Annotated in this window: 23 protein-coding genes; 6 read left to right on the top strand and 17 right to left on the bottom strand. The window is 68.3% G+C overall.

Going from position 1 to position 23487, the window contains the following annotated elements; translation table 11 throughout:
- Nucleotides 1-16: 16 nt before the first annotated feature.
- On the top strand, nucleotides 17-490 hold the full coding sequence (locus tag ACFQZV_RS11425; protein ID WP_378749620.1) for a GNAT family N-acetyltransferase: 474 nt from the start codon (nucleotides 17-19) through the stop codon (nucleotides 488-490).
- A 208-nt stretch (nucleotides 491-698) separates the two neighbouring features.
- Here the strand turns inward: ACFQZV_RS11425 and ACFQZV_RS11430 are convergent, their stop codons facing one another.
- The 3 genes from ACFQZV_RS11430 to ACFQZV_RS11440 form a co-directional block, all read right to left on the bottom strand.
- Nucleotides 699-1301, bottom strand: coding sequence for a histidine phosphatase family protein (locus tag ACFQZV_RS11430; RefSeq protein ID WP_378749730.1), 603 nt, complete (start codon nucleotides 1299-1301; stop codon nucleotides 699-701).
- A gap of 91 nt (nucleotides 1302-1392) precedes the next feature.
- The gene (locus ACFQZV_RS11435; protein ID WP_378749622.1) at nucleotides 1393-2394 is read right to left on the bottom strand and encodes an aldo/keto reductase; all 1002 of its coding nucleotides are present in this window, start codon (nucleotides 2392-2394) and stop codon (nucleotides 1393-1395) included.
- A 251-nt stretch (nucleotides 2395-2645) separates the two neighbouring features.
- Complete coding sequence (locus ACFQZV_RS11440) at nucleotides 2646-4925, bottom strand: polyribonucleotide nucleotidyltransferase (RefSeq protein WP_378749624.1); 2280 nt, start codon at nucleotides 4923-4925, stop codon at nucleotides 2646-2648.
- Between the two features lie 343 nt (nucleotides 4926-5268).
- Here ACFQZV_RS11440 and ACFQZV_RS11445 point away from each other — a divergent pair, with 343 nt between their 5' ends.
- Nucleotides 5269-5406: a hypothetical protein gene (locus ACFQZV_RS11445; protein ID WP_378749626.1), complete on the top strand. Its 138-nt coding sequence runs from the start codon at nucleotides 5269-5271 to the stop codon at nucleotides 5404-5406.
- A 6-nt stretch (nucleotides 5407-5412) separates the two neighbouring features.
- Here ACFQZV_RS11445 and ACFQZV_RS11450 read toward each other — a convergent pair whose 3' ends face one another.
- Nucleotides 5413-7386 carry a glycosyltransferase gene (locus tag ACFQZV_RS11450; protein ID WP_378749628.1) on the bottom strand — a complete coding sequence of 658 codons (1974 nt, stop codon included), beginning with the start codon at nucleotides 7384-7386 and terminating at the stop codon, nucleotides 5413-5415.
- A gap of 140 nt (nucleotides 7387-7526) precedes the next feature.
- Here ACFQZV_RS11450 and ACFQZV_RS11455 point away from each other — a divergent pair, with 140 nt between their 5' ends.
- Nucleotides 7527-8129, top strand: coding sequence for a DedA family protein (locus ACFQZV_RS11455; protein ID WP_378749629.1), 603 nt, complete (start codon nucleotides 7527-7529; stop codon nucleotides 8127-8129).
- Nucleotide 8130: 1 nt separating this feature from the next.
- Here ACFQZV_RS11455 and ACFQZV_RS11460 read toward each other — a convergent pair whose 3' ends face one another.
- The 4 genes from ACFQZV_RS11460 to ACFQZV_RS11475 form a co-directional block, all read right to left on the bottom strand.
- A complete protein-coding gene (locus ACFQZV_RS11460) occupies nucleotides 8131-8778 on the bottom strand; it encodes a CE1759 family FMN reductase (RefSeq protein WP_378749631.1) in 648 nt (215 codons plus the stop codon).
- An 18-nt stretch (nucleotides 8779-8796) separates the two neighbouring features.
- On the bottom strand, nucleotides 8797-9999 hold the full coding sequence (locus tag ACFQZV_RS11465; RefSeq protein WP_378749732.1) for an LLM class flavin-dependent oxidoreductase: 1203 nt from the start codon (nucleotides 9997-9999) through the stop codon (nucleotides 8797-8799).
- A 130-nt stretch (nucleotides 10000-10129) separates the two neighbouring features.
- Entirely contained in the window at nucleotides 10130-11011 is an 882-nt protein-coding gene (locus tag ACFQZV_RS11470; RefSeq protein WP_378749633.1) for an alpha/beta fold hydrolase, read from the bottom strand.
- Between the two features lie 12 nt (nucleotides 11012-11023).
- Nucleotides 11024-12481 carry a carboxylesterase/lipase family protein gene (locus ACFQZV_RS11475; RefSeq protein WP_378749635.1) on the bottom strand — a complete coding sequence of 486 codons (1458 nt, stop codon included), beginning with the start codon at nucleotides 12479-12481 and terminating at the stop codon, nucleotides 11024-11026.
- An 83-nt stretch (nucleotides 12482-12564) separates the two neighbouring features.
- On the opposite strand from ACFQZV_RS11475, the gene ACFQZV_RS11480 reads away from it, so the two are divergent.
- A complete protein-coding gene (locus tag ACFQZV_RS11480) occupies nucleotides 12565-13719 on the top strand; it encodes an acyltransferase family protein (protein WP_378749637.1) in 1155 nt (384 codons plus the stop codon).
- 51 nt (nucleotides 13720-13770) lie between these two features.
- Nucleotides 13771-14790 (top strand): isopenicillin N synthase family dioxygenase, encoded by a 1020-nt coding sequence (locus tag ACFQZV_RS11485; protein ID WP_378749639.1) that lies wholly within the window; start codon nucleotides 13771-13773, stop codon nucleotides 14788-14790.
- Nucleotides 14791-14888: 98 nt separating this feature from the next.
- Here ACFQZV_RS11485 and rpsO read toward each other — a convergent pair whose 3' ends face one another.
- From rpsO to ACFQZV_RS11505, 4 genes are all read right to left on the bottom strand, one after another.
- On the bottom strand, nucleotides 14889-15158 hold the full coding sequence (gene rpsO, locus ACFQZV_RS11490; protein ID WP_040163368.1) for a 30S ribosomal protein S15: 270 nt from the start codon (nucleotides 15156-15158) through the stop codon (nucleotides 14889-14891).
- 185 nt (nucleotides 15159-15343) lie between these two features.
- Entirely contained in the window at nucleotides 15344-15904 is a 561-nt protein-coding gene (locus ACFQZV_RS11495) for a YceI family protein (protein WP_378749641.1), read from the bottom strand.
- Between the two features lie 165 nt (nucleotides 15905-16069).
- Entirely contained in the window at nucleotides 16070-16438 is a 369-nt protein-coding gene (locus ACFQZV_RS11500; protein WP_378749643.1) for an FKBP-type peptidyl-prolyl cis-trans isomerase, read from the bottom strand.
- Nucleotides 16439-16632: 194 nt separating this feature from the next.
- A complete protein-coding gene (locus ACFQZV_RS11505; RefSeq protein WP_378749645.1) occupies nucleotides 16633-17850 on the bottom strand; it encodes a PrsW family intramembrane metalloprotease in 1218 nt (405 codons plus the stop codon).
- Nucleotides 17851-17939: 89 nt separating this feature from the next.
- On the opposite strand from ACFQZV_RS11505, the gene ACFQZV_RS11510 reads away from it, so the two are divergent.
- The gene (locus ACFQZV_RS11510) at nucleotides 17940-18806 is read left to right on the top strand and encodes a fumarylacetoacetate hydrolase family protein (protein ID WP_378749647.1); all 867 of its coding nucleotides are present in this window, start codon (nucleotides 17940-17942) and stop codon (nucleotides 18804-18806) included.
- Nucleotides 18807-18878: 72 nt separating this feature from the next.
- Here ACFQZV_RS11510 and ACFQZV_RS11515 read toward each other — a convergent pair whose 3' ends face one another.
- The 5 genes from ACFQZV_RS11515 to ACFQZV_RS11535 all read right to left on the bottom strand — a co-directional run bounded on the left by ACFQZV_RS11515 (nucleotide 18879) and on the right by ACFQZV_RS11535 (nucleotide 23468).
- Complete coding sequence (locus tag ACFQZV_RS11515) at nucleotides 18879-19280, bottom strand: DUF4190 domain-containing protein (RefSeq protein ID WP_378749649.1); 402 nt, start codon at nucleotides 19278-19280, stop codon at nucleotides 18879-18881.
- Nucleotides 19281-19353: 73 nt separating this feature from the next.
- The gene (locus ACFQZV_RS11520; protein ID WP_378749651.1) at nucleotides 19354-20841 is read right to left on the bottom strand and encodes an aspartate ammonia-lyase; all 1488 of its coding nucleotides are present in this window, start codon (nucleotides 20839-20841) and stop codon (nucleotides 19354-19356) included.
- A 119-nt stretch (nucleotides 20842-20960) separates the two neighbouring features.
- Nucleotides 20961-21869 (bottom strand): phosphodiesterase, encoded by a 909-nt coding sequence (locus tag ACFQZV_RS11525; protein WP_378749653.1) that lies wholly within the window; start codon nucleotides 21867-21869, stop codon nucleotides 20961-20963.
- Nucleotides 21870-21894: 25 nt separating this feature from the next.
- The gene (locus ACFQZV_RS11530; protein ID WP_378749655.1) at nucleotides 21895-22227 is read right to left on the bottom strand and encodes a peptidase; all 333 of its coding nucleotides are present in this window, start codon (nucleotides 22225-22227) and stop codon (nucleotides 21895-21897) included.
- Complete coding sequence (locus tag ACFQZV_RS11535; protein ID WP_378749657.1) at nucleotides 22224-23468, bottom strand: inorganic phosphate transporter; 1245 nt, start codon at nucleotides 23466-23468, stop codon at nucleotides 22224-22226. Before ACFQZV_RS11535 ends, ACFQZV_RS11530 begins: the two co-directional genes overlap by 4 nt.
- Nucleotides 23469-23487 lie beyond the last annotated feature (19 nt).

Genomic DNA, 23487 nt, shown 5'->3' on the forward strand with positions numbered 1-23487 from the left:
CGGCTAGCCTGGTGCGATGGTTGCGATGGCCCCGACCTCGGCCGACTCTCCGATCGCCCGAGAGCTCCTGACCGAGTACTTCCATTCGCGCGAGATCGGGTTCGCGCACCAGAACGTCGTCTACACGACACGCTTCCCCGACGCCTCGGCCTTCGAACCGCCTGCCGGCGTCTTCGTCGTCGTCCGCGACGACGACGGGTCCCCGGTGGGATGCGGCGGCATCCGCCGCATCGAGGACGGCCCGCACGGACTCCGCTACGAGGTCAAGCACCTCTACCTGCGGCCCGAGACGCGCGGGCGCGGCTGGGGTCGCATGCTCATGGAGGACCTCGAGGCTCGGGCGCGCGAGCTCGGCGCCGCCGACCTCGTGCTCGACACGCACCACTCGTTGGAGGCAGCGGCCGCCCTGTACTCCGCCACCGGGTTCACCCGGATCGAGCGCTACAACGACAACCCGAACGCGACGCGGTGGTACGGCAAGTCACTCTGATCCGACCTGCGCATCTCCACCGATTCGGGAGCCAGCCGCCGCGCAACCCCCGTACTCCCGGGACGTGAGGCTCCGCGCCCGCCCGGATCCGTGGAGTTACGCAGATGCCCACCCGACATCCCGGCGGCCACGCACCAAGGGCACGGACCAAGGGCACGGACGCCGATGCCGAAGCAGGATGAGGCCGGGGGCTCTCAGCGGGCGCCGCTCAGACCAGAACGCCCTCGGGCAACCCCGTACGCAGCTCGACCGGCAGGTGCGCCAGGTCGTTGTGTGTCAGGAGGGTCCACGGGCGGCCCGCACGCTGGGCCAGCACGGTCAAACCGCAGTTGGCCTGGTTGATCGTCATCCAGCGCCAATCGGGGGTCTGCAAGACCTCACGCACGAACCACGCGATCACGACGTTGTGGGTGATGAGGAGGTCGTGCACCTCGCCGCTCTTGCGAACCAGGAAAGCGTTGATCGCATCGTCCATCTGCGCGCGCCCCGCGTCGATCTCTTCCTCGGTGACCGCACCGAAGAACGGCTCGTAGGCGGCGGGCGTGTCGGGTGTCATCCCGGTCGGCACGCAGTCGAACAGCAACGACGACGGTTGCGGCGAGAGCGAGGGCATTCGTGCGGCGAAGGCGTTCGCGGTCTCGGCTGCGCGCGTGAGCGGCGAATGCCACACGCCGTCGAACGGCACCCCCGACAGTCGGTCGGCGAGCAACTCGGCTTGTCGACGCCCTCGCGGCGACAACGGACCATCCACCAAGCCATGCTCCGCATCCTGATGCTCGCCATGGCGCACGAGATAGATGTAGTGCGTCACAGTGCTCGCTTCGTCGGGGAACTCGGTCGAATGTGCCGCGCGGCACACCGTTCGAGTTTACGTCACGCCTCGCGAACGTGGGTATGGCGTGTCACACCGAGGCGCGCGCGATGTCTGCGAGATGTGCACGGCCGAGTCGCACCCCGACACCCTGGACGAGTTCTTCGACGTGCTGTGGCGCGTAGGCGTTGACGATCGGGGCCGTCACGAGCTTCTGCGCCAGCAGCCACGCCACCGCCACGGCCGCGTCGGGAACGCCGAGCTCTGCCCCGACCTGATCGAGCGCGCGAAGGGTGCGCCCGCCGCGCCGCGTGAGGTTCGCAGCAATCTGTGCTCCGCGTACGGACAGAGAGCCGCGCCCGCGCGTGCGTTGCCGGCCGGCGAGGAAGCCATGCTCGAGCGCGTGGGACGGTGTGACCGCCATGCCCTGCGCGCCGGCGACCAGTCGGAGGTCGTCGTCGAACTCGTGGCGGCGGACGATGTTGAAGGGGACGTCGAGCACACTGATGCGCGGGTACCCGGCGGAGGCGATGATCCGCGCCTCGACGAGCTGCTCGGCGGTGTAGCCCACGGCGCCGAGCGCGCGCACCTTGCCCGCGCCCACGAGCCATTCGGCCGTGGCGAGGGTGTCTTCCATTGCCGTCACCGAGTCGGTGCCGCCGTCGAGGTAGAGCACGTCGATGTGGTCGGTGCGCAGACGCGTGAGTGAGGCTTCGACGGCGCGCACGAGGCTGACGGGTCCGAGGCCCGGATTGTCGGGGTGGCCCCCGACGCGAACGGCCAGCACCACGTCGTCACGTACACCGCGCGTGTGCACCCACTGCCCGATGATGTGCTCGCTGCGTCCTGCCGCGTAGCGGTCGGCGGTGTGGATGACGTTGCCGCCGCGCCCCGCGTAGGCATCGAGGATGTCGTGGCTCGTCTCGAGATCGACGTTCCATCCGAACTCGGCGCCACCGAGGATGAGCGGAAAGACGTTCAGCCCGGATTCGCCGAGCGCAACGCGGATGCCCTGTCCCACCGGCGCCCCCTGCACGGGGATCGGCGCAGACGGGTGCAGGAACGGGGATGCTGCGGGCGGCCAGGTCGACACGGACGCAGCCGCAGAGTGTACGTCGGTACGACTCATTCTGCACCCCCTCGAAACCACCCTCGCGGTGGCTGTGCCCACCCCCCCGGCGAGATACCTTCAGGCTAGGACAGACCATGGACAGGACCGTGAGCTACGGCATCCTGTCGGTAAACATTCGATAACGGTTCCGTCACATCGCGCCGAAATGCCGCAGAAACGTCGGATGCCCGCCCCCACTGGGGGACGGGCATCCGACGGATCATCGAGCGGGATCAGCCCTCGGCGGGCGCCTCCGGACCGGCGTTGGCCGCGTCGCGACCCTCCTGGTCCGCAGCCTCTTCGAGGACAGGCTCGAGCGACAGCTTGCCGCGGTCATCGATCTTCGTGATGCGCACGAGGAGCTTCTGGCCGACCGACACGACGTCCTCGACGTTCTCGACACGCTTGCCGCCGGCGAGCTTGCGGACCTCGCTGACGTGCAGCAGCCCGTCCTTGCCCGGCAGCAGCGAGATGAACGCTCCGAACGTGGCGATCTTGACGACGGTTCCGAGGAACTGCTCGCCGACCTCCGGGTTCGTGGGGTTCGCGATCGCGTTGACCTGGGCGCGGGCGGCTTCGGCCGCGGGGCCGTCGGTGGCGCCGATGTAGACGGTGCCGTCCTCCTCGATGGAGATCTGGGCGCCGGTCTCGTCCTGGATGGCGTTGATCGTCTTGCCCTTGGGCCCGATCAGCTCACCGATCTTGTCGACGGGAATCTGGACGCTGATGACGCGCGGCGCCGTCGGCGCCATCTCGTCGGGGGCGTCGATCGCCTCGTTGAGCACGTTCAGGATCGTGATGCGCGCCTCGTGCGCCTGCTGCAGCGCAGCCGAGAGCACCGACGACGGGATGCCGTCGAGCTTCGTGTCGAGCTGGATGGCCGTGACGAACTCGCTCGTGCCGGCGACCTTGAAGTCCATGTCACCGAGTGCGTCTTCGGCGCCGAGGATGTCGGTGAGCGCGGCGTAGCGCGTCTCGCCGTCGACCTCGTCCGAGACCAGACCCATCGCGATGCCCGCGACGGGAGCGCGCAGCGGCACACCCGCGTTCAGCAGCGACAGCGTCGAGGCGCAGACCGACCCCATCGAGGTCGACCCGTTGGAGCTGAGCGCCTCGGAGACCTGACGGATCGCGTAGGGGAACTCCTCGCGGCTGGGCAGAACCGGAACGAGCGCGCGCTCGGCCAGGAAACCGTGGCCGATCTCGCGACGCTTCGGGCTGCCTACGCGACCGGTCTCACCGGTCGAGTAGGGCGGGAAGTTGTAGTGGTGCATGTAGCGCTTGCTGGTCGTGGGCGACAGCGAGTCGATCTGCTGCTCCATCTTGAGCATGTTGAGCGTCGTGACCCCGAGGATCTGCGTCTCTCCGCGCTGGAAGATCGCCGAACCGTGCACGCGCGGGATGACCTGCACCTCTGCGTCGAGCGGACGGATGTCGGCGAGGCCTCGGCCGTCGATGCGCACACCCTCGCCGAGGATGCGGCTGCGGACGATCAGCTTCGTCACCGACTTGTAGGCGGCCGAGAACTCCAGCGGCGCCGCGGCGGGCAGCTCCCCCGCCTCGACGGCGGCGATGAGCTGCGCCTTGACGTCATCCTTGATGGCGTCGTCTGCGCTCTGGCGCTCCTGCTTGTCGGCGATCTGGTACACCGGCACGAGGCGGTCGTAGGCACGCCCGGCGACGAAGTCGTAGACCTCCTGGCTGTACGCCGGGAAGACCGGGTACGGCTGGATCTCCTTCGCCGCGGTGTTCGAGACGACGTTCTGTGCGGCGACGAGCTCCTTCAGGAAGGGCTTGGCGGCCTCGAGTCCCTGCGCGACGATCTCTTCGCTCGGCTTGGTGGCGCCGCCCTTGATGAGGTTCCAGCTGTTCTCGGTGGCTTCGGCCTCGACCATCATGATCGCGACGTCGCCGTCGGGCAGCACGCGACCGGCGACCATGAGGTCGAAGACCGCGTCCTCGACCTGCGCGGCGGTCGGGAACGCGACCCACTGGTCGGCGTGGTCGCCGTGGCCGGGCATGAGCGCAAGGCGCACACCGGCGATGGGCCCCGAGAACGGCAGGCCCGAGATCTGCGTCGACAGGGACGCGGCGTTGATCGCCAGCGCGTCGTAGAACTCGCCCGGAGCGATCGAGAGCACGGTAACGACGATCTGCACCTCGTTGCGCAGTCCGTCGACGAACGACGGGCGCAACGGGCGGTCGATGAGACGGCAGACGAGGATCGCTTCGGTCGAGGGGCGTCCTTCGCGGCGGAAGAACGAGCCGGGGATCTTTCCGGCGGCGTAAGAGCGCTCTTCGACGTCGACGGTCAGCGGGAAGAAGTCGAAGCCTTCACGCGGGTGCTTTCCGGCGCTCGTGGCCGACAGCAGCATGGTTTCGTCGTCGAGGTACGCGGCGACCGAACCCTGCGCCTGCTGCGCGAGGCGTCCGGTCTCGAAGCGGACGGTGCGGGTGCCGAAGCGGCCGTTGTCGAGGACGGCTTCGGCTGCGGTGATTTCAGGACCTTCCAAGAGGTCTCTCCTTCTTTGTTTTGCCTCGCACGCCCGTGTGGCGGGCGAGGGTTCGCGAAGGAGCAGGAACAGGCAGATTATCGGCGCGCGCGAAGAGGGTCTTCGGGACCGCCTGCGCTGGCCACCAGTAGAAAGCCACCCTCCGCACGGGAGAGGAACCCACCACAGGGGACCAGCTTGCTGCCGGCCTGCTCCAGGAGCTCATGTTGAATTGAGCGGATGCCGCAAGGGCAACCCGAACCACCTTACCAGCGGACGCCGGGATACCGGCTTCGACGCCCGTCGTGGCACAGTGGAATCACCGCGTGCGAGAGCGCGTCCATCTACCGCGAGGAGACGAACCATGGTCTTCGACCCTACGTTCGGCAAGATCACCGAAGACGCCGACCAACTCCCCGACCTCGACGGCGCCGACGCCGAAGAGGGTCCGCTCGAGATGAATGACGAAGCGGATGCACTGCCCCCGGTGGGCGAGGACTGAACCCGCTCACTCCACGGTGCGGTGCGAGCGGATGCCGCCCTCACGCCGGATCACGACGTAACCCGCCGCGTGCTTCGCGCTGAGTCCGTCGCCGGCGGTCCTGCCGCGTAGCCGGCGCCACACCCACGGCAACGCGTCGCGGGTGAGCCACCCCGAGCGGGCCGGCTGATCGTCGTCGGCGTGGAGCGCGGCATCCAAACCGCCGAGCGCCTCGGCGTCGGCGACGCCGAGGGCGTCCGCGGCGCGGTACGCCAAGAACCGGTGACCCTTCGATCGCAGGTGCACCTTGTCGTCGGCCCACATTCCGAGATCTCCGATCGCCGGCAACGCCTCGACGTCGAGCAGGATCGCCCCGTGCGCAGTGGCGATCCTGCGAAGTTCGTCGGCGAAGGCGGCGAAGCGACGGGCGAACACGCGCGCGGTGAGTCGATGCGGAAGGAACGGCGTCACCAACAGGACGTCGGCACCGGCGGCACGCAGGCACCGCACTGCCTCCTCGAGATCGCGGGCGAGCCGACAGGGGTCGGACGTCCCACCGACGAGGTCATTGGCACCCATGAGGATCGACACGAGGTCGGGGCGCAGTGTGAGAGCCTGCGGAACCTGATCCTGCACGAGGTCACGCACGCGTCGGCTGCGAACCGCGAGGTTCGCGTAGCGCAGTTCTCCCGCGCCCGCGGTGTCGTTCACCAGCAGGTGCGCGAGTCGATCCGCCCAGCCCCGATAGGTCCCGTCGGGCATGCGTGAAGTGTCACAGAGCCCTTCGGTCAGTGAGTCACCGAGCGCCACATAGCGCGACCACCGCACGGCGCCGGGGCGCGGGCTCACCGGGACGGGGCGGGTCGTCCCCCGCGCGAGGCGCTTGTCGTCGATCGGCCGCAGCATCCGCGCGTCCTCGTAGTGACCGACCAGTTCTCGGCACAGCGCGCTCCAGGTGCGCCCGCGCACGCCGTTGCGCGCCGCGGTGGCGAACGCACGTCGCTTGGCCGGGTCACCGGTGAGGTCGGCCACACGCGCACGCAGATCGGTGAGGTCTCCCGGGCGGTACAGCCAGCCGTCGACGCTCGAGCGCACGAGGTCCACCGGTCCACCGGTGCCCGTGGCGATGACCGGCACCCCGCTGGCGAGTGCTTCTTGGATCGTCTGTCCGAAGGTCTCGCTCTCACCCGGATGCACGAAGACGTCGAAACCCGCGACAGCCTGGGCGAGGGCGTCGCCGGCGAGGTGGCCGGTGAAGATCGCGTCGGGAAGCGCCTGTTGGAGCTCTTTCCGCGACGGGCCGTCGCCGACGATGACGAGGCGCGTACCGGGCAGCCCCGCCAGCGCCGCGAGATCTTCGACCTGCTTCTCGGGAGCGAGCCGCCCCACGTATCCGATGAGGGTCTCCCCGGGCGCGATCGCGTGCCGCCATGCGTCTGAGCGGCGGTGCGGCGCGAACCGTTCGACGTCGACCCCGCGCCCCCACCGCCGCAGCCGGTCGACTCCCAGTTCTTCGAGCTGCCGCATGGACGCGGTCGACGGAGCGAGGGTGAGCGTCGCGCGACGATGCAGGCGCGCGATGTGTGCTCCGGCGAGCGCCGTGGCCCGCGGGAGTCCGTATTTCTCGGCGTAGGCGGCGACGTCGGTCTGATACACAGCGACGGTCGGGACGCGCAGCAGGTCCGCCGCGGCGATCCCCTGCCATCCGAGAATGAACGGCGAGGCGAGGTGGATCACGTCGGGTCGGAATTCCCGCAGCACCGCGGCGAGCCGGGCGGCGCGCGCGAAGACGACGCGCACCTGCGGATATGCCGGGAGTGGGACCGATCGTAGGAGTGTCGCCTGAGCACCGTGGAGGTCGGCGGTGACTTCCCCGGCCTTCGGCGCGATGACCAGCGTCTCGTGGCCTTCGTCTGCCAGGTGGCGGAGAACCTGGAGCACGGATCCCGTGACCCCGTTCATGTGTGGGAGGAACGATTCGGCGAGCACCGCGACTCTCATGCCTCCAGGGTGGCGCGTCCGGCGGAGGCTCGACGCGGGAACGCCCCGGACGCGACGAGAGTTCACCGGATGCTCCCCGTGGCGTCACCGGTCGTCCGTCGTTGGGTCGCCGTTCACCGCAGACGGGTAGCCAATGAGGTGTGCTTGCCGAGACGTGGATGCTCGATCTGGCCGCGAGTCCGTGGGCGCTCGCGGTGCTGTTCGCGGTCGTGGTGGCAGATGCGTTCCTCGTCGTGGTTCCCGGTGAGGCCGCCGTCTCGGCGTTCGGCGCGCTGGCGGTGACGACGGGCTCACCGCCCCTGATCGCGGTGATCGCCGTCGGCGCGGTCGCCGCGTTCTGCGGAGATGCGGCGTGTTTCGCCATCGGTCGCCGAGTGGGCCTCGAACGGTGGCGATGGATGCGCGGCCCGCGGGTGTCGGCGGCGTTCGGCTGGGCGCGCACGCGCCTGGACCGCAGCACGGCGGTCGTGGTCTTCACCGCACGCTTCATTCCTTTCGCCCGACTGGCGGTGAACCTCGTCGCCGGCGCCTCGGGCTCTCCGGCGCCCCGGTACCTGGCGGCGGTCGCGATCGCCGCGGTGGGGTGGAGCACCTACCAGGCGAGCGTCGGCGCGATCGTCGGAATCATCGTTCCCGGTGGACCGGTGGTCGCCGTGATCGTGTCGGTGGTCGTCGCCGTGGGGCTGGGTGTCGTGGTCGACGCCGCCGTCGCCCGCCTGTCGCGACGACGGACGGCGGAGTGACTCACTCCCCGGCGAGTCCTCCGAGGAGATGCCCGAACGAGCGCCCCTCGCCGAGGTACGTCGCGGGATCGAACGGGTCCGCGGATGCCGCGGCATCCCGTCGGGAGATCGCCTCGGCAAACTCTCGCGCACCGCGCTCGACGCGGCCACCGAGCGGCGCGACGTCATCGGCTTGCGCACCCCAGTCGCTGGATGCGGCGAACACGCCGGTCGACACGGGCTCTGCGTGCAGATAGACGAAGAGCGGCCGGATCGCGTAGTCGATCGCCAGCGAGTGGCGGGCGGTGCCCGCGGTGGCGCCGAGGAGCACGGGCTTGCCGGTGAGCGCATCGGGGTCGAGCACGTCGATGAAGGACTTGAACAGTCCCGAATAGCTCGTCGAGAAGATCGGCGTGACCGCGATGATGCCGTCGGCGGAGACGACGGAGTTGATCATCGAGTCCAGTGCCGGCGGTGCGAAACCGGTGAGCAGGTGGTTGGTGATGTCGTGCGCGTAGTCACGCAGTTCGAAGCTGTCGAACTGCACCTCGCCGTCATCGACCCGGAGCGCCGCGGCGGTCGCTCCCGCGAGCCGGTCGGCGAGCATGCGGGTCGACGAAGGGGTGGACAGACCCGCAGAGATCACCGCGATACGTCGTGCCGTTGTCATGTGCGCAGTCCCTTCAGGTCAGCGGCCGACCGATGCGGCGGTGCCGAAAGACGAACCGGTCGGCGTGGCGGCATCCTGGTAGGGCGAACCGGCGGTGAGGTTGTCGCCGCGGTTGGCGCCGGGGCGCGCCTGGCGCCCGGGGCCGTCACCGAAGACGGCGCGAACGCGCGCACGGTGGGTGGGCGCATCGGGCACGGCCACCGGACGGTCCTTCTGCAGTTCGCGGCGCAGCACCGGCACGACCTCGGCACCGAGGATGTCGATCTGTTCGAGGACGGTCTTCAGGGGAAGCCCTGCGTGGTCGATGAGGAAGAGCTGACGCTGATAGTCGCCGAACAGGTCGCGCATCCCGGCGTAGCGGTCGATGACCTGCTGCGGCGAGCCGACCGTCAAGGGGGTCATCTCGCTGAAGTCCTCGAGGCTCGGCCCGTGGCCGTACACCGGCGCGTTGTCGAAGTACGGACGGAATTCGCGCACCGCATCCTGCGAGTTGGTGCGCATGAAGACCTGACCGCCCAGTCCCACGATCGCCTCTTCGGGGGCACCATGACCGTAGTGGGCGTAGCGCTGCCGATACAGCGTGATGAGTCGCTGGTAGTGCTCGGCAGGCCAGAAGATGCTGTTCGCGAAGAAGCCGTCGCCGTAGTATGCCGCCTGCTCGGCGATCTCGGGCGTGCGGATCGAGCCGTGCCAGACGAACGGCGGCACGCCGTCGAGAGGCCGCGGCGTCGAGGTGAACCCCTGAAGGGGGGAACGGAACTTCCCCTCCCAGTCGACGACGTCTTCTCGCCATAGTCGGTGCAGCAGGTTGTAGTTCTCGATCGCCAACGGCAAGCCCTGCCGGATGTCCTGCCCGAACCACGGATACACCGGACCGGTGTTCCCCCGCCCGAGCATGAGATCCGCGCGCCCGCCGGCGACGTGCTGGAGCATCGCGTAGTCCTCGGCGATCTTGACCGGGTCGTTCGTGGTGATGAGTGTGGTCGCGGTTGAGACGATGAGCCGTTCGGTCTGTGCCGCGATCGCCGCGAGCGTCGTGGTGGGGCTGGACGACCAGAAAGGAGGGTTATGGTGCTCGCCGAGCGCGAAGACGTCGAGGCCTGCGTCCTCGGCGTGGCGCGCGATCGTGATCGCCGCCTGGATCTTCTCGGCCTCGCTGGGGGTGTGCCCCGTCGTGGGGTCTTCGGTGATGTCGCTCACCGACATGAGCCCGAACTGCATTCCGGCCCAGGGTGTGGTGTCGTCCACGATCTCTCCTGCTCTCGCCGACGGGGTCTCCATCGCCGTTCTTATTCAGATGAATGTATCTGATGAAACACGGTGAGTCCGAGAATATTCCGACGGATGCCGCTCACGCCCCCTCGAACATGTCCACCATGTCGCGCGCCAAGCGATGCGGCGCCGTCTCGCACGGCGCATGTCCCGTCGGATACACCGCCACGCGTGCGCCGATGCGCTTACCCCATGCCCGATGCTGCGCGATCGGCCACAGGTCCTGCTCCCCCACCGCGATCAGTTTCGGCACCGGTGCCGCCGCGATCGCGTCGGCGATGTCGGGCATCGTCATCATGAGACCGACCACATCGTCGATACATCGACGCGGTGTCGCCGCCATGCGCTCCCGCACGAAGGCGATACGGTTCGGCGGCGTGCGATTGAGGTTGTAACGGATTCCCCACAGGATCAGTCCGGCCGCGCGGTGCGGCGGCATGTCTGAGATCGGTCCGATGTGCTTCACCCCGCGGAACACCTGGCCGATCGCGGGAGGCGCCGACATGAGTGTGATGCTCGCGAACAGATCTGGCCGGCGCACCAGGGCGAGTTCGACGACGAGACCGGCGAAGCTGTAGCCGAGGACGTGGGCGGGGCGCGGGCCGTCCTCGAGGACGGCGATGAGATCGTCGGCGAAGAGATCATGGTCGTACGCCTGGCGCGGCGGGTCCAGGCGATGCGGTCCCGCCTCGGCCGATTCGTAGTGCCCCGCGATGTCGAAAGACTCCACGAAGTAGCCCGCCTCGGCGAGGATCGGGAACAGGTGGATGAAGTCCTCCTTCGACCCCGCCACTCCCGGCACCAAGACGACGCGCGGATCGGCCGGGTCTCCGAACCGCACGCGCGCGAGCGGTCCGCTGGGCGCGGCGAATGTGTCCCGCACAGCCCCGTCGGGGAACACATGCCAGTCGATGTCCTCGATCGCGTGGTCGCGATCGGCGGCCTCGTCGATCGTCGTCATGGCGCGTCGAGATTATCGCGTCGGAAGGCCGGCGAGTTCGTCCGCGCGCGGCGCGTAGTCGATATGTCCTCCGTCGGCGTCGAACGCCTGAACGGGATGCCGCGACGACCAGGCCTCCCAGCCGGGGTCTCCGTCGACGACGAACGAAACCCAGGCGCCGTGCATCGCCCTCGCGAGCGCGTCCGGCGCCGAGGAGCCGCCGAGTGCCACCGCGTCGGGACTGTCCAGCGCGTCGAACACGAACCCGAGCTCGAGTGCGTGACAGGCTCCGAGGCCGTCGATCGGACTCTTCCACCGGAACTCGTACACCCACGTCGGCGCCGCATCGCCGGCGCGACGGCTGTCGGCCCACCGGGTCAAGGGGCCCCGTACGAGCATGTCCCCGACGATCTCACCGAGCACCTCACCGGGACGTGCCGCGGGGTTACGTCGCCGATGCGCCGCGACGATCCTCCGCGGCACTCCCGACGCCAGGCGTGCCAGCGTCACCGTCATCCAGCGAATCCGGTCGAGGGTTCCGCCGGGAACGAACCAGAGACGGTACTCCTCGCGCGTGCTGCCGATCACCACGGGAATTCCGTTGCCGGCCCCGGCGAGGAGCACCCCGAGCGGATCGACGGGCACGGTGTCCTCGCCGACCGTCACGGCCACCGATGGCCCACTGGACAGCGGTGTCGCCTGTGCCGAGATTTCAGTCTGCGCCGCGACGAGAGCGGAGGGCGTTTCGGATCCGAATCCTTCGCGGCTGAGAGGAATGCGAAGACGGCGGGCGATTTCGCGCGACATTCGTCCGGCCTTCTTCCGCGGCTGCGCCCGCAACGGCCCCGATTGCAAGATGACCTGGTCGAACAGCTCCTCGGCCTGGGGTGCTGCCACGAGTGCCGCCAACGTGTTCGCGCCCGCTGACTGACCCATCGCTGTCACCCGCGTCGGGTCCCCGCCGAACGATGCGATCTCGCGCCGCACCCACCGCAGGGCGGCCTCCTGATCGAGGATGCCAAGGTTCAACGGCGCATCATCGAGCACCGCGAACCCTTCTTGGCCGAGTCGATACTGCACCGAGACGAAGACGATCCCATGGCGTGCGAACGTCGTACCGTCGTAGATCGGTAGCGCCGCCGATCCTCGGGTGAGTGCACCCCCGTGGACGAACACGAGCACGGGGAGAGCCCCGTCGTCAGGGCGGTCCGCCGGCGTCCAGACGTTGACGGTGAGGATGTCGAGACCGCCGATCTCAACCGTCGGCAGGTAGGGCCGCAGAGCGGGCGGGTAGGGCGACTGCGGAGCCGTCGCCCCGAACGCCGTCGCATCCCGTTCGCCGTCCCACGGTTCCGGCGGCTGCGGCGGCAGGTGGCGGCGGGAGCCGAACGGCGGCGCCGCGTACGGGACGCCGAGAAAACGGTCGACCGCGCCGTCGCGGACGCCGCGCACGCGGCCCGACGAGAGGGACACGACGGGGGCGTCGGGCATGCGAATCTCCTTCGATCGGCAACGCACCCGCAAACCGGGCACCGGGGGTGTCCCCAGGATAGAGTGGACCCCGGTACGCCGTCATGACCGATTCACCCGCTGCGGCGCATTCCGCGGCATCCCGCTCACCCGGCTCACCCACCACCGGGGCCTCTGGCGCGGGCCGCGCGCGGGTGCCCTTCTGGGACAACGCCCGCTTCATCTGCATCGTGCTCGTCGTCCTCGGGCACGCGGTTCAGCGGCTCACCTACGACTCCGACATCGCCCTCGCGCTCTATCTGCTGATCTACGCGTTCCACATGCCGGCCTTCGCCGTCATCTCGGGGTACTTCTCCAAGTCCGGGTCCCCCGGGGCGCGACAGATGGCGCGCGTCATCACGGACATCCTCGTTCCGTACCTCATCTTCGAAAGCCTGTGGACGTTCACGAAGTGGCTCGTCGAGGGCCAGGCCGACCCGAACATCACACGCCCGTCCTGGACGCTGTGGTTCCTGTTGGCGCTCGGCATCTTCCGGCTCGTCCTGCCCTACCTCGCTCTGCTGCGCTGGCCGTTGCTGTGGACGCTCGTCATCTCGATCGGAGCCGGCTACCTCCCCAATATCGACTCCACGCTCTCATTGTCCCGAACGCTCGGGCTCCTGCCGTTCTTCACCCTCGGCTGGTGGCTCCACGAGCATGACATCGTCGAACGTCTCCGGCTGCTCCGGCGCCCGTGGTGGGCGGTCGCGGCATCGGGGGGCGTGTTCCTCGGCGCGGGATGGGTGTGCTGGGCATTCGTCGACGGGTGGCGCGCCATGAACCTGCGGGAGTGGCTGTTCTACAACGACAATTACTCCTCGATCGGCGGGACCGAGTGGTGGGCGGGCGGCGTGCGCCTCGCCCTGGTGGTCGTCGCACTGGTGCTGTGCGCAGCGCTTTTCGTCCTCGTCCCGCGTGGCACGCATTTCTGGACCCATTTCGGGCAGTACACGATGTACGTATATCTGCTTCACTCGTTCGTGTTGTACCCGTTCCGCGAGAGCGGGGTGTTGCGCGACCTCGACCCGACCTGGCTGTGGCTGCCCATCGTCGTGGCGGCGTCCGTGGTGATCGCGCTCGGGCTGGCCACGAAACCCGTGCGCCGGGTGTTCCGGCCCCTCGTCGAACCTCGACCGGCCTGGCTCTTCCGCGATCCGACCCTCACCCGCCGCGAAGGCAGTCGACGCGATCCCACAGGATCCCGTCGATCGAGACGGTAACGCGGCGAAACACAGCGCCCCACCCCTCGGAAACAGACGTACGGTCGTGGGATGACCGACCCCACTTTGCCCGTCCTCGATCTGTCCGATCTGGATCGAGGTCCGGAAGCGGCCGCGCGCTTCCGTGACGACCTTCGTACCGCCGCCCACGAAGTCGGGTTCTTCTGCCTCACCGGAACCGGAGTCCCGGCCGACCTCGAACGGCGCCTCCACCGCGCAGCGATCGACTTCTTCGCCCTCCCGGTGGAGGACAAGTTGGCTGTCGAGAACGTGAAGAGCCCACATTTCCGCGGATACACCCGCGTCGGCGGGGAACGCACGCAGGGCGAAGTCGACTGGCGCGAGCAGATCGACATCGGACCGGAACGCACGGCCGTCACCGACCCCGACGCGCCAGACTTCGCGCGCCTGATCGGCCCCAACCTTTGGCCGTCGGCGCAGCCTGAGTTGCGCGACGTCATCGAGGAGTGGCAAGACCACCTGATCGGGGTCTCGCGCCGCCTGCTGCGGGCATGGGCCGTCGCGCTCGGCGCCCCCGAGGATTACTTCGAGAGCCACTTCGGCGACCCCGAGACGTTGCTGAAGATCGTCAAGTACCCCGGTTCGTCCGCGCCCGCTCCCCAGCAGGGCGTCGGAGCCCACAAGGACTCGGGAGTCTTGACCCTCCTATGGGTCGAACCCGGCAAGAGCGGACTCCAGGTCGAGCGCGACGGCACCTGGATCGACGTCACCCCCGTGCCGGGGGCGTTCGTCGTCAACATCGGCGAGCTGCTCGAACACGCCACGCAGGGCTACCTCACGGCGACGAACCACCGAGTGATTTCACCGGTCGCCCCCGACGAGCGCATCTCGGTGCCGTTCTTCTTCAACCCGGCACTCGATGCCCGGCTGCCCGTCATCGATCTTCCGCCGGAGCTCGCGGCATCCGCTCGGGGAGTCACCCAAGACCCCAAGAACCCCATCCACGCCCTCTACGGCGAGAACGCCCTCAAATGGCGGCTTCGAGCACACCCGGATGTCGCCGCGATCCACCACGCGGATCTCGTCGCCGCGCGCGCCGTCGCATCGTGACCGGCCGGGCATGACGAAGGCCTCCCCACACCGTGGGGAGGCCTTCCAAGAATGTTCTGCGCGATTGAACGCTGGTCGGGGCTGTCCGACCGCTCGCCTCAGCGGCGAAGACCGAGTCGCTCGATGAGCGAACGGTAGCGGTTGATGTCGACATCCTGCAGGTAACCCAGCAGGCGGCGGCGCTGACCAACGAGCAGGAACAGACCACGACGCGAGTGGTGGTCGTGCTTGTGCTCCTTGAGGTGCTCGGTGAGGTCCTTGATGCGCTGCGACAGCATCGCGACCTGCACCTCGGGGGATCCGGTGTCACCGGGGTGCGTCGCGTACTCTTCGATGATCGCCTTCTTGACGTCTGCTTCGAGTGCCATAGATGGGATCCCCTTCCTCTTCATTGCGCGGCGCCCGTCACCCGATGTGCGAGCTCTCTTCATCCGCGGCCGATCCAACGGCAACCGCATGAGTCTACCAGCATGCGCGACGACCCTGCGAACGGCGGCCGTGGACACGACGAAGGGCGGGATGCCGCAGCATCCCGCCCTTCGAAACACTCCGATCAGGCAGCCTGGTGGGCGCCCTGAAGGTCGAGCGTGATCGTCACGTCCTTGCCGACGAGGACGCCGCCGGTCTCCAGCGCAGCGTTCCAGGTCAGACCGAAGTCCTCGCGGTCGATGACCGCCTTCGCCGTCGCGCCGGCCTTGTAGTTGCCCCACGGGTCGGATCCGAACCCGCCGAAGTCGACCTCGAAGGTGACCGGCTTGGTGGTGCCGCGGATCGTGAGGTCGCCGTCGACGAGGAACTCGCCGCCGTCGACCCGCACGCCGGTGGACACGAAGTCGATCGTGGGGTGGTTCTCGACGTCGAAGAAGTCGCCCGAACGCAGGTGCTGGTCACGCCCGTCGTCCTTGGTCGACAACGACGCGGCATCCACGTGCGCGGTGAGGCGTGCTTCCAGGGGGTTCTCGGGCGCGACGATGGTCGCCTCCTTGACGTCGAAGGTGCCGCGGACCTTCGAGATCATCATGTGGCGGACACTGAACTGCACCTCGCTGTGGGAGGGGTCCAGAACCCAGGTGCCGGCGCGGTAGCCGGGAACGTCGACGGTCGTGTCGGTCATGCAAAATCCCTTCTTCAGCCGGAGATTCTCCGGCAGGTCTCGCGGGAAGGAACCTGCGTGTCGCGGGCTCTATTCCCATGAATGCACAATCCGGCGGAAAACATGACGACGCCCCATGAGTGATCACGGGGCGTCGTGGCCGGGGTTTCCCGGCCCGAGATCGGATCAGCCGACGGCGACGAGATCGATGATGAAGATGAGCGTCTTGCCACCGAGGAAGTGGCCGCCCGCGGGACCATAGGCCAGGTGCGGCGGGATGACGAGTTCCCGTCGTCCGCCCACCTTCATACCCGGGATGCCTTCCTGCCACCCCTGGATGAGGCCGCGCAGCGGAAACTGGATCGTCTCACCGCGTCCCCACGACGAGTCGAACTCCTCGCCGGAGTCGTACTCGACACCGGCGTAGTGCACGGTCACGGTGTCGCCGGGCTTGGCCTCCGCGCCGTCGCCGACGATGATGTCGCGGACGACGAGTTCCGTGGGGGCAGGTCCCGAAGGAGCGTCGAATTCGGGCTTGGTGCGGTCAGCAGTCATGGCATCCATCCAACCCGAGGCGCCCCCGCCGGTCAACGTGACCGCCGCGCGCCACCGCCCTTGACACGATCTCTCCCACCGGTGCATCCTGAAGCCAGACCAACCCAGCGCTCGGGAGACACGCAGGCATCGCCGCGGCACCGGGCGCTGGGTCCTTTTCGGCCGGCGCCCGCAACCGCGCGCGACGGGCACCGTTACGGCGCGAAGAGCGCGGCGCGCGCAGCAGACGTCCGGGCGAGCAGCACGTGCTCATCTTCCGCCGCGTGCGGGTCACGCCCCGAGATCGCACGCTGACGCGCCGCGGCCAGAGCAGTCGCATCCGCGATGAACTCCTTCATCAGGCCGCGACGGTCACCGCGCAGCGTCCCGGCCCACGACAGCGCGGCGCGCCGACCGGACGGGGTCGCCAACATGTCCACTTCTTGTGCGGTGAACCATCCCGCATCCGCGTAATCACCCAGACGCTTGCGCGTCAGACGAATTTCCTCGCGCCGTAACGCGACGATGCCGACGATGAAAACGACGAACAACGGCACCTGAAGCGTCCAGTACAGGCCGAAAAAGTCGCCGAGGACGGCGGAGCCGTTCCACAGCGCGTGCAACGCGATCGCGCCGATCGTCCCCCACAGCCACGCGCCGAACGCCGCGGCGCCGCGTGCACCCCGCCGAGCCGCGAGGCCGAGCGCGAAGCCGATCACGCTCGTGAACATGACGTGCGCGAAGGGCGACAGGATGCCGCGCACGAAGAACGTCACGGATGTGTCCGCGACGCCGCCCTCGATGAAACTGATCGCGAAGTACTGGATGTTCTCGGTGAACGCGAACCCCGCGCCCACGAGTGCGCCATAGACGACGCCGTCGACCGGGCCGTCGAATGCGCGGCGCGCGGTGGCGAAGATCAGGAAGACCCCGAGCCCCTTCGCGACCTCTTCGACGACCGGCGCCTGCACGACGCCCGAAAAGAACGGGGCATCCACGAATGCGCCTGCGCCGAAGAGGAGCGAGAGGACGAAGTCGAACCCCAACGCGATCCCGACCGCGGCGATCGCCCCCCACGCGACCGCGAGGATGACGAGGCTGCGGGGTTCGGGCTCCCACCGATCGATGATGTGGACGGCGAACATCACGCCCGCGAGCGGAATCAGGGCGAGGATCATGCCGATGATCGAGGCAGCCGGGCCGATCGCGTTGAGGAAGTAGGCGATGAGGCCGACGAGCACGACGACGAGGATGCCGAGTGCCCACACCGGCGCGGTCCGTCCCTTGCGCGGACGCACCGGTACCGTGTGCGACAGCGCACTCACGGTCGGAATCGACGCGGGCGTCGCCACACCGGGCTGCGCCAGCGGTGACGGGAAGTCAGGCGGGGTGAGCGACGGGCGAGGGCGCGCCGTGCCGGGGTCCATCGTCATGCCACGAGCCTAGGTCAGTACACCCGGACGCCCCCGCAGAGGCACGGCGTGCGCGCGGGGAAGGGGAGCCGGGGCGCTAGATTTGTCTGATGCGTTTCGCCCACGTGCTCTCCCCCGCGTCGGTGGATCCCCGCCTCGCCGTCATCCGAGACGACCACGCCATCCTCGTCGACACGCTGTTCCCGGGTGCACCCCGGACACTCGAAGCGCTCATCGCGGGCGGCGACGATCTCTTGGCGCGCGTGCGTGACGCGGCGGACGGGGGCGCGGCACGGCATCCGCTCGAAGGCTTCTCGTTCGCCTCCGCGGTCCTCGCGCCGCCGGTGATCCTCGCGATCGGCTTGAACTATGCCGCCCACTCCAGCGAACTGGGGTTGAAGACCGACTCGACGCCGACAGTGTTCGTACTGTGGCCCAATTCGCTGGCAGGGCACGACGCGACGACGACCTGGCCGCGCGCCCTCAGCGAATCCGTCGACTACGAGGCGGAACTCGGAGTGATCATCGGGCGCCCTGCCAAGGATGTCTCCCCCGACACGGCGTTGGACCATGTCTGGGGGTACACGGTCGTCAACGACATCACCGCGCGCGACATCCAGTACTCCGAAGCGCAGTGGTCACGGTGCAAGTCGTTCGACGGCTTCACCCCGACGGGGCCGTTCGTCGTGACCGCCGACGAGATCGCGGACCCGCAAGATCTCCACATCTGGACGGTGCTCGACGGCCACACGATGCAGGACGCCACGACGGGGCAGATGGTGCGCTCGGTCGCGACCCTCATCTCGCATCTCTCGGCCTCGGCGACACTGCTTCCCGGCACCCTCATCTCGACCGGCAGCCCCGGCGGCGCCGGCTACAGCCGCGACCCCCAGGTGTTCCTGCGCGACCGTTCGACGGTGACCGTCGGGATCGACGGCATCGGCACGCTCACGACCCATTGCCGACTGATCGACTGAACGGATGCGGTCAGCCCAGGCGACGACGAAGGGCCCCCGCCGAAGCGAGAGCCCTCATCAGGTCTGACAGGGTCAGCCGCAGGTGATCGTTCCGCCACCTTCGAGCTCGTAGACGCCCGGCGGCACGCCGTCGCAGATCGCCGCCATACCGGCGCCGAACGCCACGAGCAGGATGATGCCGACGATGATGCCGATGACCATCAGCACCGCGCTGATGATGATCGCGGCGAGCGCGAAACCGTTCTTCTGACCGGCCTTGCGGCTCTGCACGAGCGCAACGATGCCGAGGATGAGCGCGATGAGCTGCATGAAGAACGACAGCACGAACGCGACGATGCCGAGAGTCTTTCCGGGGACCGTCTGCTCGGCCGGGGGCGCGTATGCCGGGGGCGGCGCGGCTGCGTACGGCTGCTGCGGAGCAGGCGCGGGCGGCGGCGTCGACGGCTGGTCGGCGGGCTGGTTCGGGTCTGTCATGTCTGGGTGCTCCCCTGAGTCGATGGATGACCTCGCCAGAGTAGCGGTGCGTCTGCGCGCGGCGCTACGCCGCTCAGACGTCGTCGCGCAGGAGGTCCTCCACCGCGACCACGTCTTCGGCGGCCTGGAGGACCGGAATCGCGGCCGTCACCGTTTCGAGCCCCGACAGACGCGCCGGCGACAGTTGCTTCTCGACCTCGTCGCGCGACATCAGATCCGCTTCGACAACGAGATCGGCGATGTTGCGTCCGGTGAGCAGTGCCGTCTTGGCCAGAGCCGCCGACGCTGCGTACCCGATGAACGGGGTGAGCGCGGTGACGACCCCCACGGACGATCCGACCATCGCGCCGAGGCGTTCCCGGTTCGCCGTGATGCCGTCGACGCAATTGACCCGCAGCGTGTGCATGGCGCGTCGCATCCAGGTGATCGACTGGAAGATCGAGTGGGCGATGATCGGCTCGAACGCGTTGAGCTGGAGCTGGCCGCCCTCGACGGCCATCGTGACGGTGAGGTCGGCACCGGCGACGGCGAAGGCCACCTGATTGACCGCCTCGGGAATGACCGGGTTCACCTTGCCGGGCATGATGCTCGATCCCGCCTGTCGGGCGGGAAGGTTGATCTCGCCGAGACCCGCCTGCGGACCCGAAGACAGCAGTCTGAGGTCGTTGCAGATCTTCGAGAGCTTGATGGCGTTTCGTTTGAGCGACGACGAGAACGACATGAAGGCGCCGGTGTCGCTGGTGGACTCGACGAGATCGGTCGCGAGGTCGAGGTCGAGACCGCTGATGTCGCGGAGGTGCCGCAAGACCGCAGGCCCGTACGCGGGGTGGGTCGTGATCCCCGTCCCGATCGCGGTGGCGCCCATGTTGACCTCGTAGAGGAGGTAGGCGTTCTCGGTGAGACGCCGGTGGTCCTCGCCCAGGGTCGTGGCGAATCCGTGGAACTCCTGACCGAGGGTCATGGGCACGGCATCCTGCAACTGGGTGCGCCCGACCTTCAGCACGCCGTGGAACTCCTGGGCCTTGGCAAGGAAGGACCGGCGCAGCAGGTCGAGTTCGTCCAGCAGCGATTGGAGGTCGAGTCCAAGCCCGACCTTGATGGCCGTCGGATAGACGTCGTTGGTCGACTGACTGCGGTTGGTGTGGTCGATCGGCGAGAGGAAGGCGTAGTCACCCTTCTCGCGACCGGCGAGTTCGAGAGCGATGTTGGTGATCACCTCGTTCGCGTTCATGTTCGTCGACGTGCCGGCGCCACCCTGGATCACACCGACGATGAACTGGTCGTGGAATCGGCCTTCGATCACTTCCTGCGCGGCCCGGTCGATGAGATCGGCCTTTTCGGCCGGGAGCGCCCCGATCTCCTTGTTGGCCCGCGCCGACGCCTGCTTGACCATCGCGAGCGCGACGACGAGGTCGCGATACACCGAGATCGGGCGGCGCGAGATTCCGAAGTTCTCGAGCGCACGGGCGGTGTGGATGCCCCAGTAGGCATCAACGGGAATCTCGAGGGATCCCAGCGAGTCGGTCTCGGTGCGCGTGCGGGGTGCGGCGTCAGAGGTCATGTGGCGTCCTTGTGGGTTCACATCGTCGTGGTCAGGGCGCCTCTGACACTACCCGCGCATGGTCTGCTGCGGGCTGTACGCAACGGCCACCGGAACCTTCACCCTGTACGAGGCGGCGATCAGGAGCGCTTGCGCGAGAACTGCTCCAGTCGTTCCTCTTCTGTGAGCGACGCCATTCGCTCGAGCCACTCCTGCGAGAAGAAGTCTCCGGTCGGCGCGTCCACCACGGGGACGACGGCGTGGGTGATCGTCTCGTCGTAGACGTGCACGAGATGGAACGACTGCCCGGCGTCCATGCCATTGACCTCCGCCGCGGGGCGCGCCAGGTTCATGGTGTAACACGTCGCCGCGGCGACGCTCACGGGCACGCCGGCGAATGTGCCGCTGGTCGAGTAATGCAGGTGCCCGGCGAGGATTCCCCGCACGTCTGACCCGGCGATGACGTCCGCGAGCGCGGACTGGTTGCGCAGCTCGAGGATGTCGAACAGGGGGATGTGCGACGGAAGCGGGGGGTGGTGCAGCGCCAGAAGCGTCCCCAACGGGGCGGGCTCGGCGAGTACCTCGGAGAGCCATCTCAGCTGCGACTCGTCGAGGTCACCGTGGTGCCATCCCGGCACCGACGAATCGAGCGCGACGACCCGAAGACCCTCGAGGTCCCACACCCCCGTCACCGGTTCTTCGCTCGGGGCGGCATCGAGTAATCCCGCCCGGAGCGCAGGCCGCTCGTCGTGGTTGCCCGCCACCCACACGACGGGAGCGCCCAGGCCTTCGGCGAACGGCTCGACAGCCGCGCGCAACGCACGGTATGCCTCGGGCTCGCCCACGTCGGTGAGGTCACCGGTGAACACGATCGCGTCGGGGCGCAACCGCATCCGCTCCACCGCGTCAAGCGTCCGCGCCAGGTTCTCGGCGGTGTCGAAACGTCCGGCCAGCCGGCGGTCTCCCGCGAGCAGGTGGGTATCGCTCAGGTGCAGCAGGGTGCGTCGCGGCGGTTCGTGGTGTCCGAAACGGACGGATGCGGCATCCATCCCCTCACCCTACGACCGACCACCGTCAGTGGTTGAAGACGATGAGCAGCAACCCGCCGAGCACCGCGACGCCACACATTGCGAAGCATCCGTAGGCGCCGACGCGCGCGATGCTCTTCTGGCCTTCGGTGAGCGGGCTGCGGCGCGCGGCACGTGCGGCGGCCTTCTCGGCTCGTCGGGCTTCTTTGGCCGAGACGATCGTGATCGCGTCGGTGAATTCCGCCGGCGCCACAACCGGCGCACGCCCTCCACGCACGAGCAGCCGCAGCCCCAGCGCGTAGAAACCCACGACGATCACCGCACCGGTGAGCGCGGCGAGGAAGACCTGGACGAAGGCGAACCAGTCGATCGTGATCATCGCTCGTCCTCCCCCGTGCCGGCATCGGCATCGCGACGTGCCGCCGCGCGCGCCTTCGCGCGCTCCAGGCGTGTCGGCCCGGGTTTGCGGGGAACCTTCACCGCCGCCCCCGAATCGGCGACCTCACTCATCGCGTTGCCCGCGTTCACCGCATTGCGTCGGGACCGTTGGAACAGTCCCCAGATGATCGCCACGGCGACCACCGCGTCGATGAGCACCCCCCATGTGCCGAGCCACACGACGGCGAGTGCCGCGGCCGCCCCGACCCCGCCGGAGGCCGGCAAAGTGAGCAACCATCCGATCATGATGCGCCCGACCGTGCGCCATCGCACCGAAGAACCGCGGCGCCCGAGTCCCGAGCCGATGACGGATCCCGACGCGACCTGCGTCGTCGAGAGCGCGAAGCCGAGCGCGCTGGACGCGAGGATCGTGGACGCCGTCGACGCTTCCGCCGAGAACCCCTGCGCGGGCTTCACGTCCGTCAGCCCCTTGCCGAGGGTGCGGATGATGCGCCAGCCACCCATGTAGGTCCCGAGGGCGATGGTGACTGCGCACGCAACAATGACCCACAGTTGAGGGTCTGGGTTCGCCGCCGATTGCCACCCGACGGTGAGCAGCGCCAGCGTGATGACTCCCATCGTCTTCTGGGCGTCGTTCGTGCCGTGGGCGAGCGCGACGAGTGACGACGTGAAGATCTGCCCCCAGCGGAATCCGTCACGCCCGTCGGGCTGCCGGTCGTACCGTCGTGTCACGGCATAGGCGATCTTGGTGACGGTGAACGCGATGATGCCGGCGGTCAACGGTGCGATCACCGCGGGCAGGATCACCTTGCTCATCACGACACCGAAATCGATCGCCATCGCCCCCACGCCGACGAGCGTCGCGCCGATGAGCCCGCCGAACAGGGCGTGAGACGAGCTCGACGGCAGGCCCAAGAGCCACGTGATCATGTTCCACGTGATCGCGCCGATGAGCCCCGCGAAGATGATCGACGGAAAGACGGCGACAGAGATCTCGTCCTCGCGGATCATGCCGCCCGAGATCGTCTTCGCGACCTCGGTGGACAAGAACGCACCCACGAGATTCAGGACCGCGGCCAAGAGCACGGCGGTCCTTGGCTTGAGCGCCCCGGTCGCGATGGGCGTCGCCATCGCATTCGCGGTGTCATGGAAACCGTTGGTGAAGTCGAAGAAGAGGGCCAGTGCAATGACCAGCACGACGATGAGGGTTGCGGCTTCCACCGTTCGCTTTCCGGAAGAT

The organism is Microbacterium koreense, assembly GCF_042677105.1.
In the GTDB taxonomy this organism is placed as follows: Bacteria; Actinomycetota; Actinomycetes; order Actinomycetales; family Microbacteriaceae; genus Microbacterium; species Microbacterium koreense.

Bases quoted from the DNA above. Each gene is read 5' to 3' on its own strand.
- ACFQZV_RS11520 (WP_378749651.1), bottom strand. From the start codon at position 20,841: ATGACCTCTGACGCCGCACCCCGCACGCGCACCGAGACCGACTCGCTG.
- ACFQZV_RS11525 (WP_378749653.1), bottom strand. From the start codon at position 21,869: ATGGATGCCGCATCCGTCCGTTTCGGACACCACGAACCGCCGCGACGC.
- ACFQZV_RS11450 (WP_378749628.1), bottom strand. From the start codon at position 7,386: ATGAGAGTCGCGGTGCTCGCCGAATCGTTCCTCCCACACATGAACGGG.
- ACFQZV_RS11505 (WP_378749645.1), bottom strand. From the start codon at position 17,850: ATGACGATGGACCCCGGCACGGCGCGCCCTCGCCCGTCGCTCACCCCG.
- ACFQZV_RS11460 (WP_378749631.1), bottom strand. From the start codon at position 8,778: ATGACAACGGCACGACGTATCGCGGTGATCTCTGCGGGTCTGTCCACC.
- ACFQZV_RS11515 (WP_378749649.1), bottom strand. From the start codon at position 19,280: ATGACAGACCCGAACCAGCCCGCCGACCAGCCGTCGACGCCGCCGCCC.
- ACFQZV_RS11510 (WP_378749647.1), top strand. From the start codon at position 17,940: ATGCGTTTCGCCCACGTGCTCTCCCCCGCGTCGGTGGATCCCCGCCTC.
- ACFQZV_RS11495 (WP_378749641.1), bottom strand. From the start codon at position 15,904: ATGACCGACACGACCGTCGACGTTCCCGGCTACCGCGCCGGCACCTGG.
- ACFQZV_RS11425 (WP_378749620.1), top strand. From the start codon at position 17: ATGGTTGCGATGGCCCCGACCTCGGCCGACTCTCCGATCGCCCGAGAG.
- ACFQZV_RS11485 (WP_378749639.1), top strand. From the start codon at position 13,771: ATGACCGACCCCACTTTGCCCGTCCTCGATCTGTCCGATCTGGATCGA.
- ACFQZV_RS11500 (WP_378749643.1), bottom strand. From the start codon at position 16,438: ATGACTGCTGACCGCACCAAGCCCGAATTCGACGCTCCTTCGGGACCT.
- ACFQZV_RS11465 (WP_378749732.1), bottom strand. From the start codon at position 9,999: ATGCAGTTCGGGCTCATGTCGGTGAGCGACATCACCGAAGACCCCACG.
- ACFQZV_RS11480 (WP_378749637.1), top strand. From the start codon at position 12,565: ATGACCGATTCACCCGCTGCGGCGCATTCCGCGGCATCCCGCTCACCC.
- ACFQZV_RS11475 (WP_378749635.1), bottom strand. From the start codon at position 12,481: ATGCCCGACGCCCCCGTCGTGTCCCTCTCGTCGGGCCGCGTGCGCGGC.
- ACFQZV_RS11470 (WP_378749633.1), bottom strand. From the start codon at position 11,011: ATGACGACGATCGACGAGGCCGCCGATCGCGACCACGCGATCGAGGAC.
- rpsO (WP_040163368.1), bottom strand. From the start codon at position 15,158: ATGGCACTCGAAGCAGACGTCAAGAAGGCGATCATCGAAGAGTACGCG.
- ACFQZV_RS11530 (WP_378749655.1), bottom strand. From the start codon at position 22,227: ATGATCACGATCGACTGGTTCGCCTTCGTCCAGGTCTTCCTCGCCGCG.
- ACFQZV_RS11445 (WP_378749626.1), top strand. From the start codon at position 5,269: ATGGTCTTCGACCCTACGTTCGGCAAGATCACCGAAGACGCCGACCAA.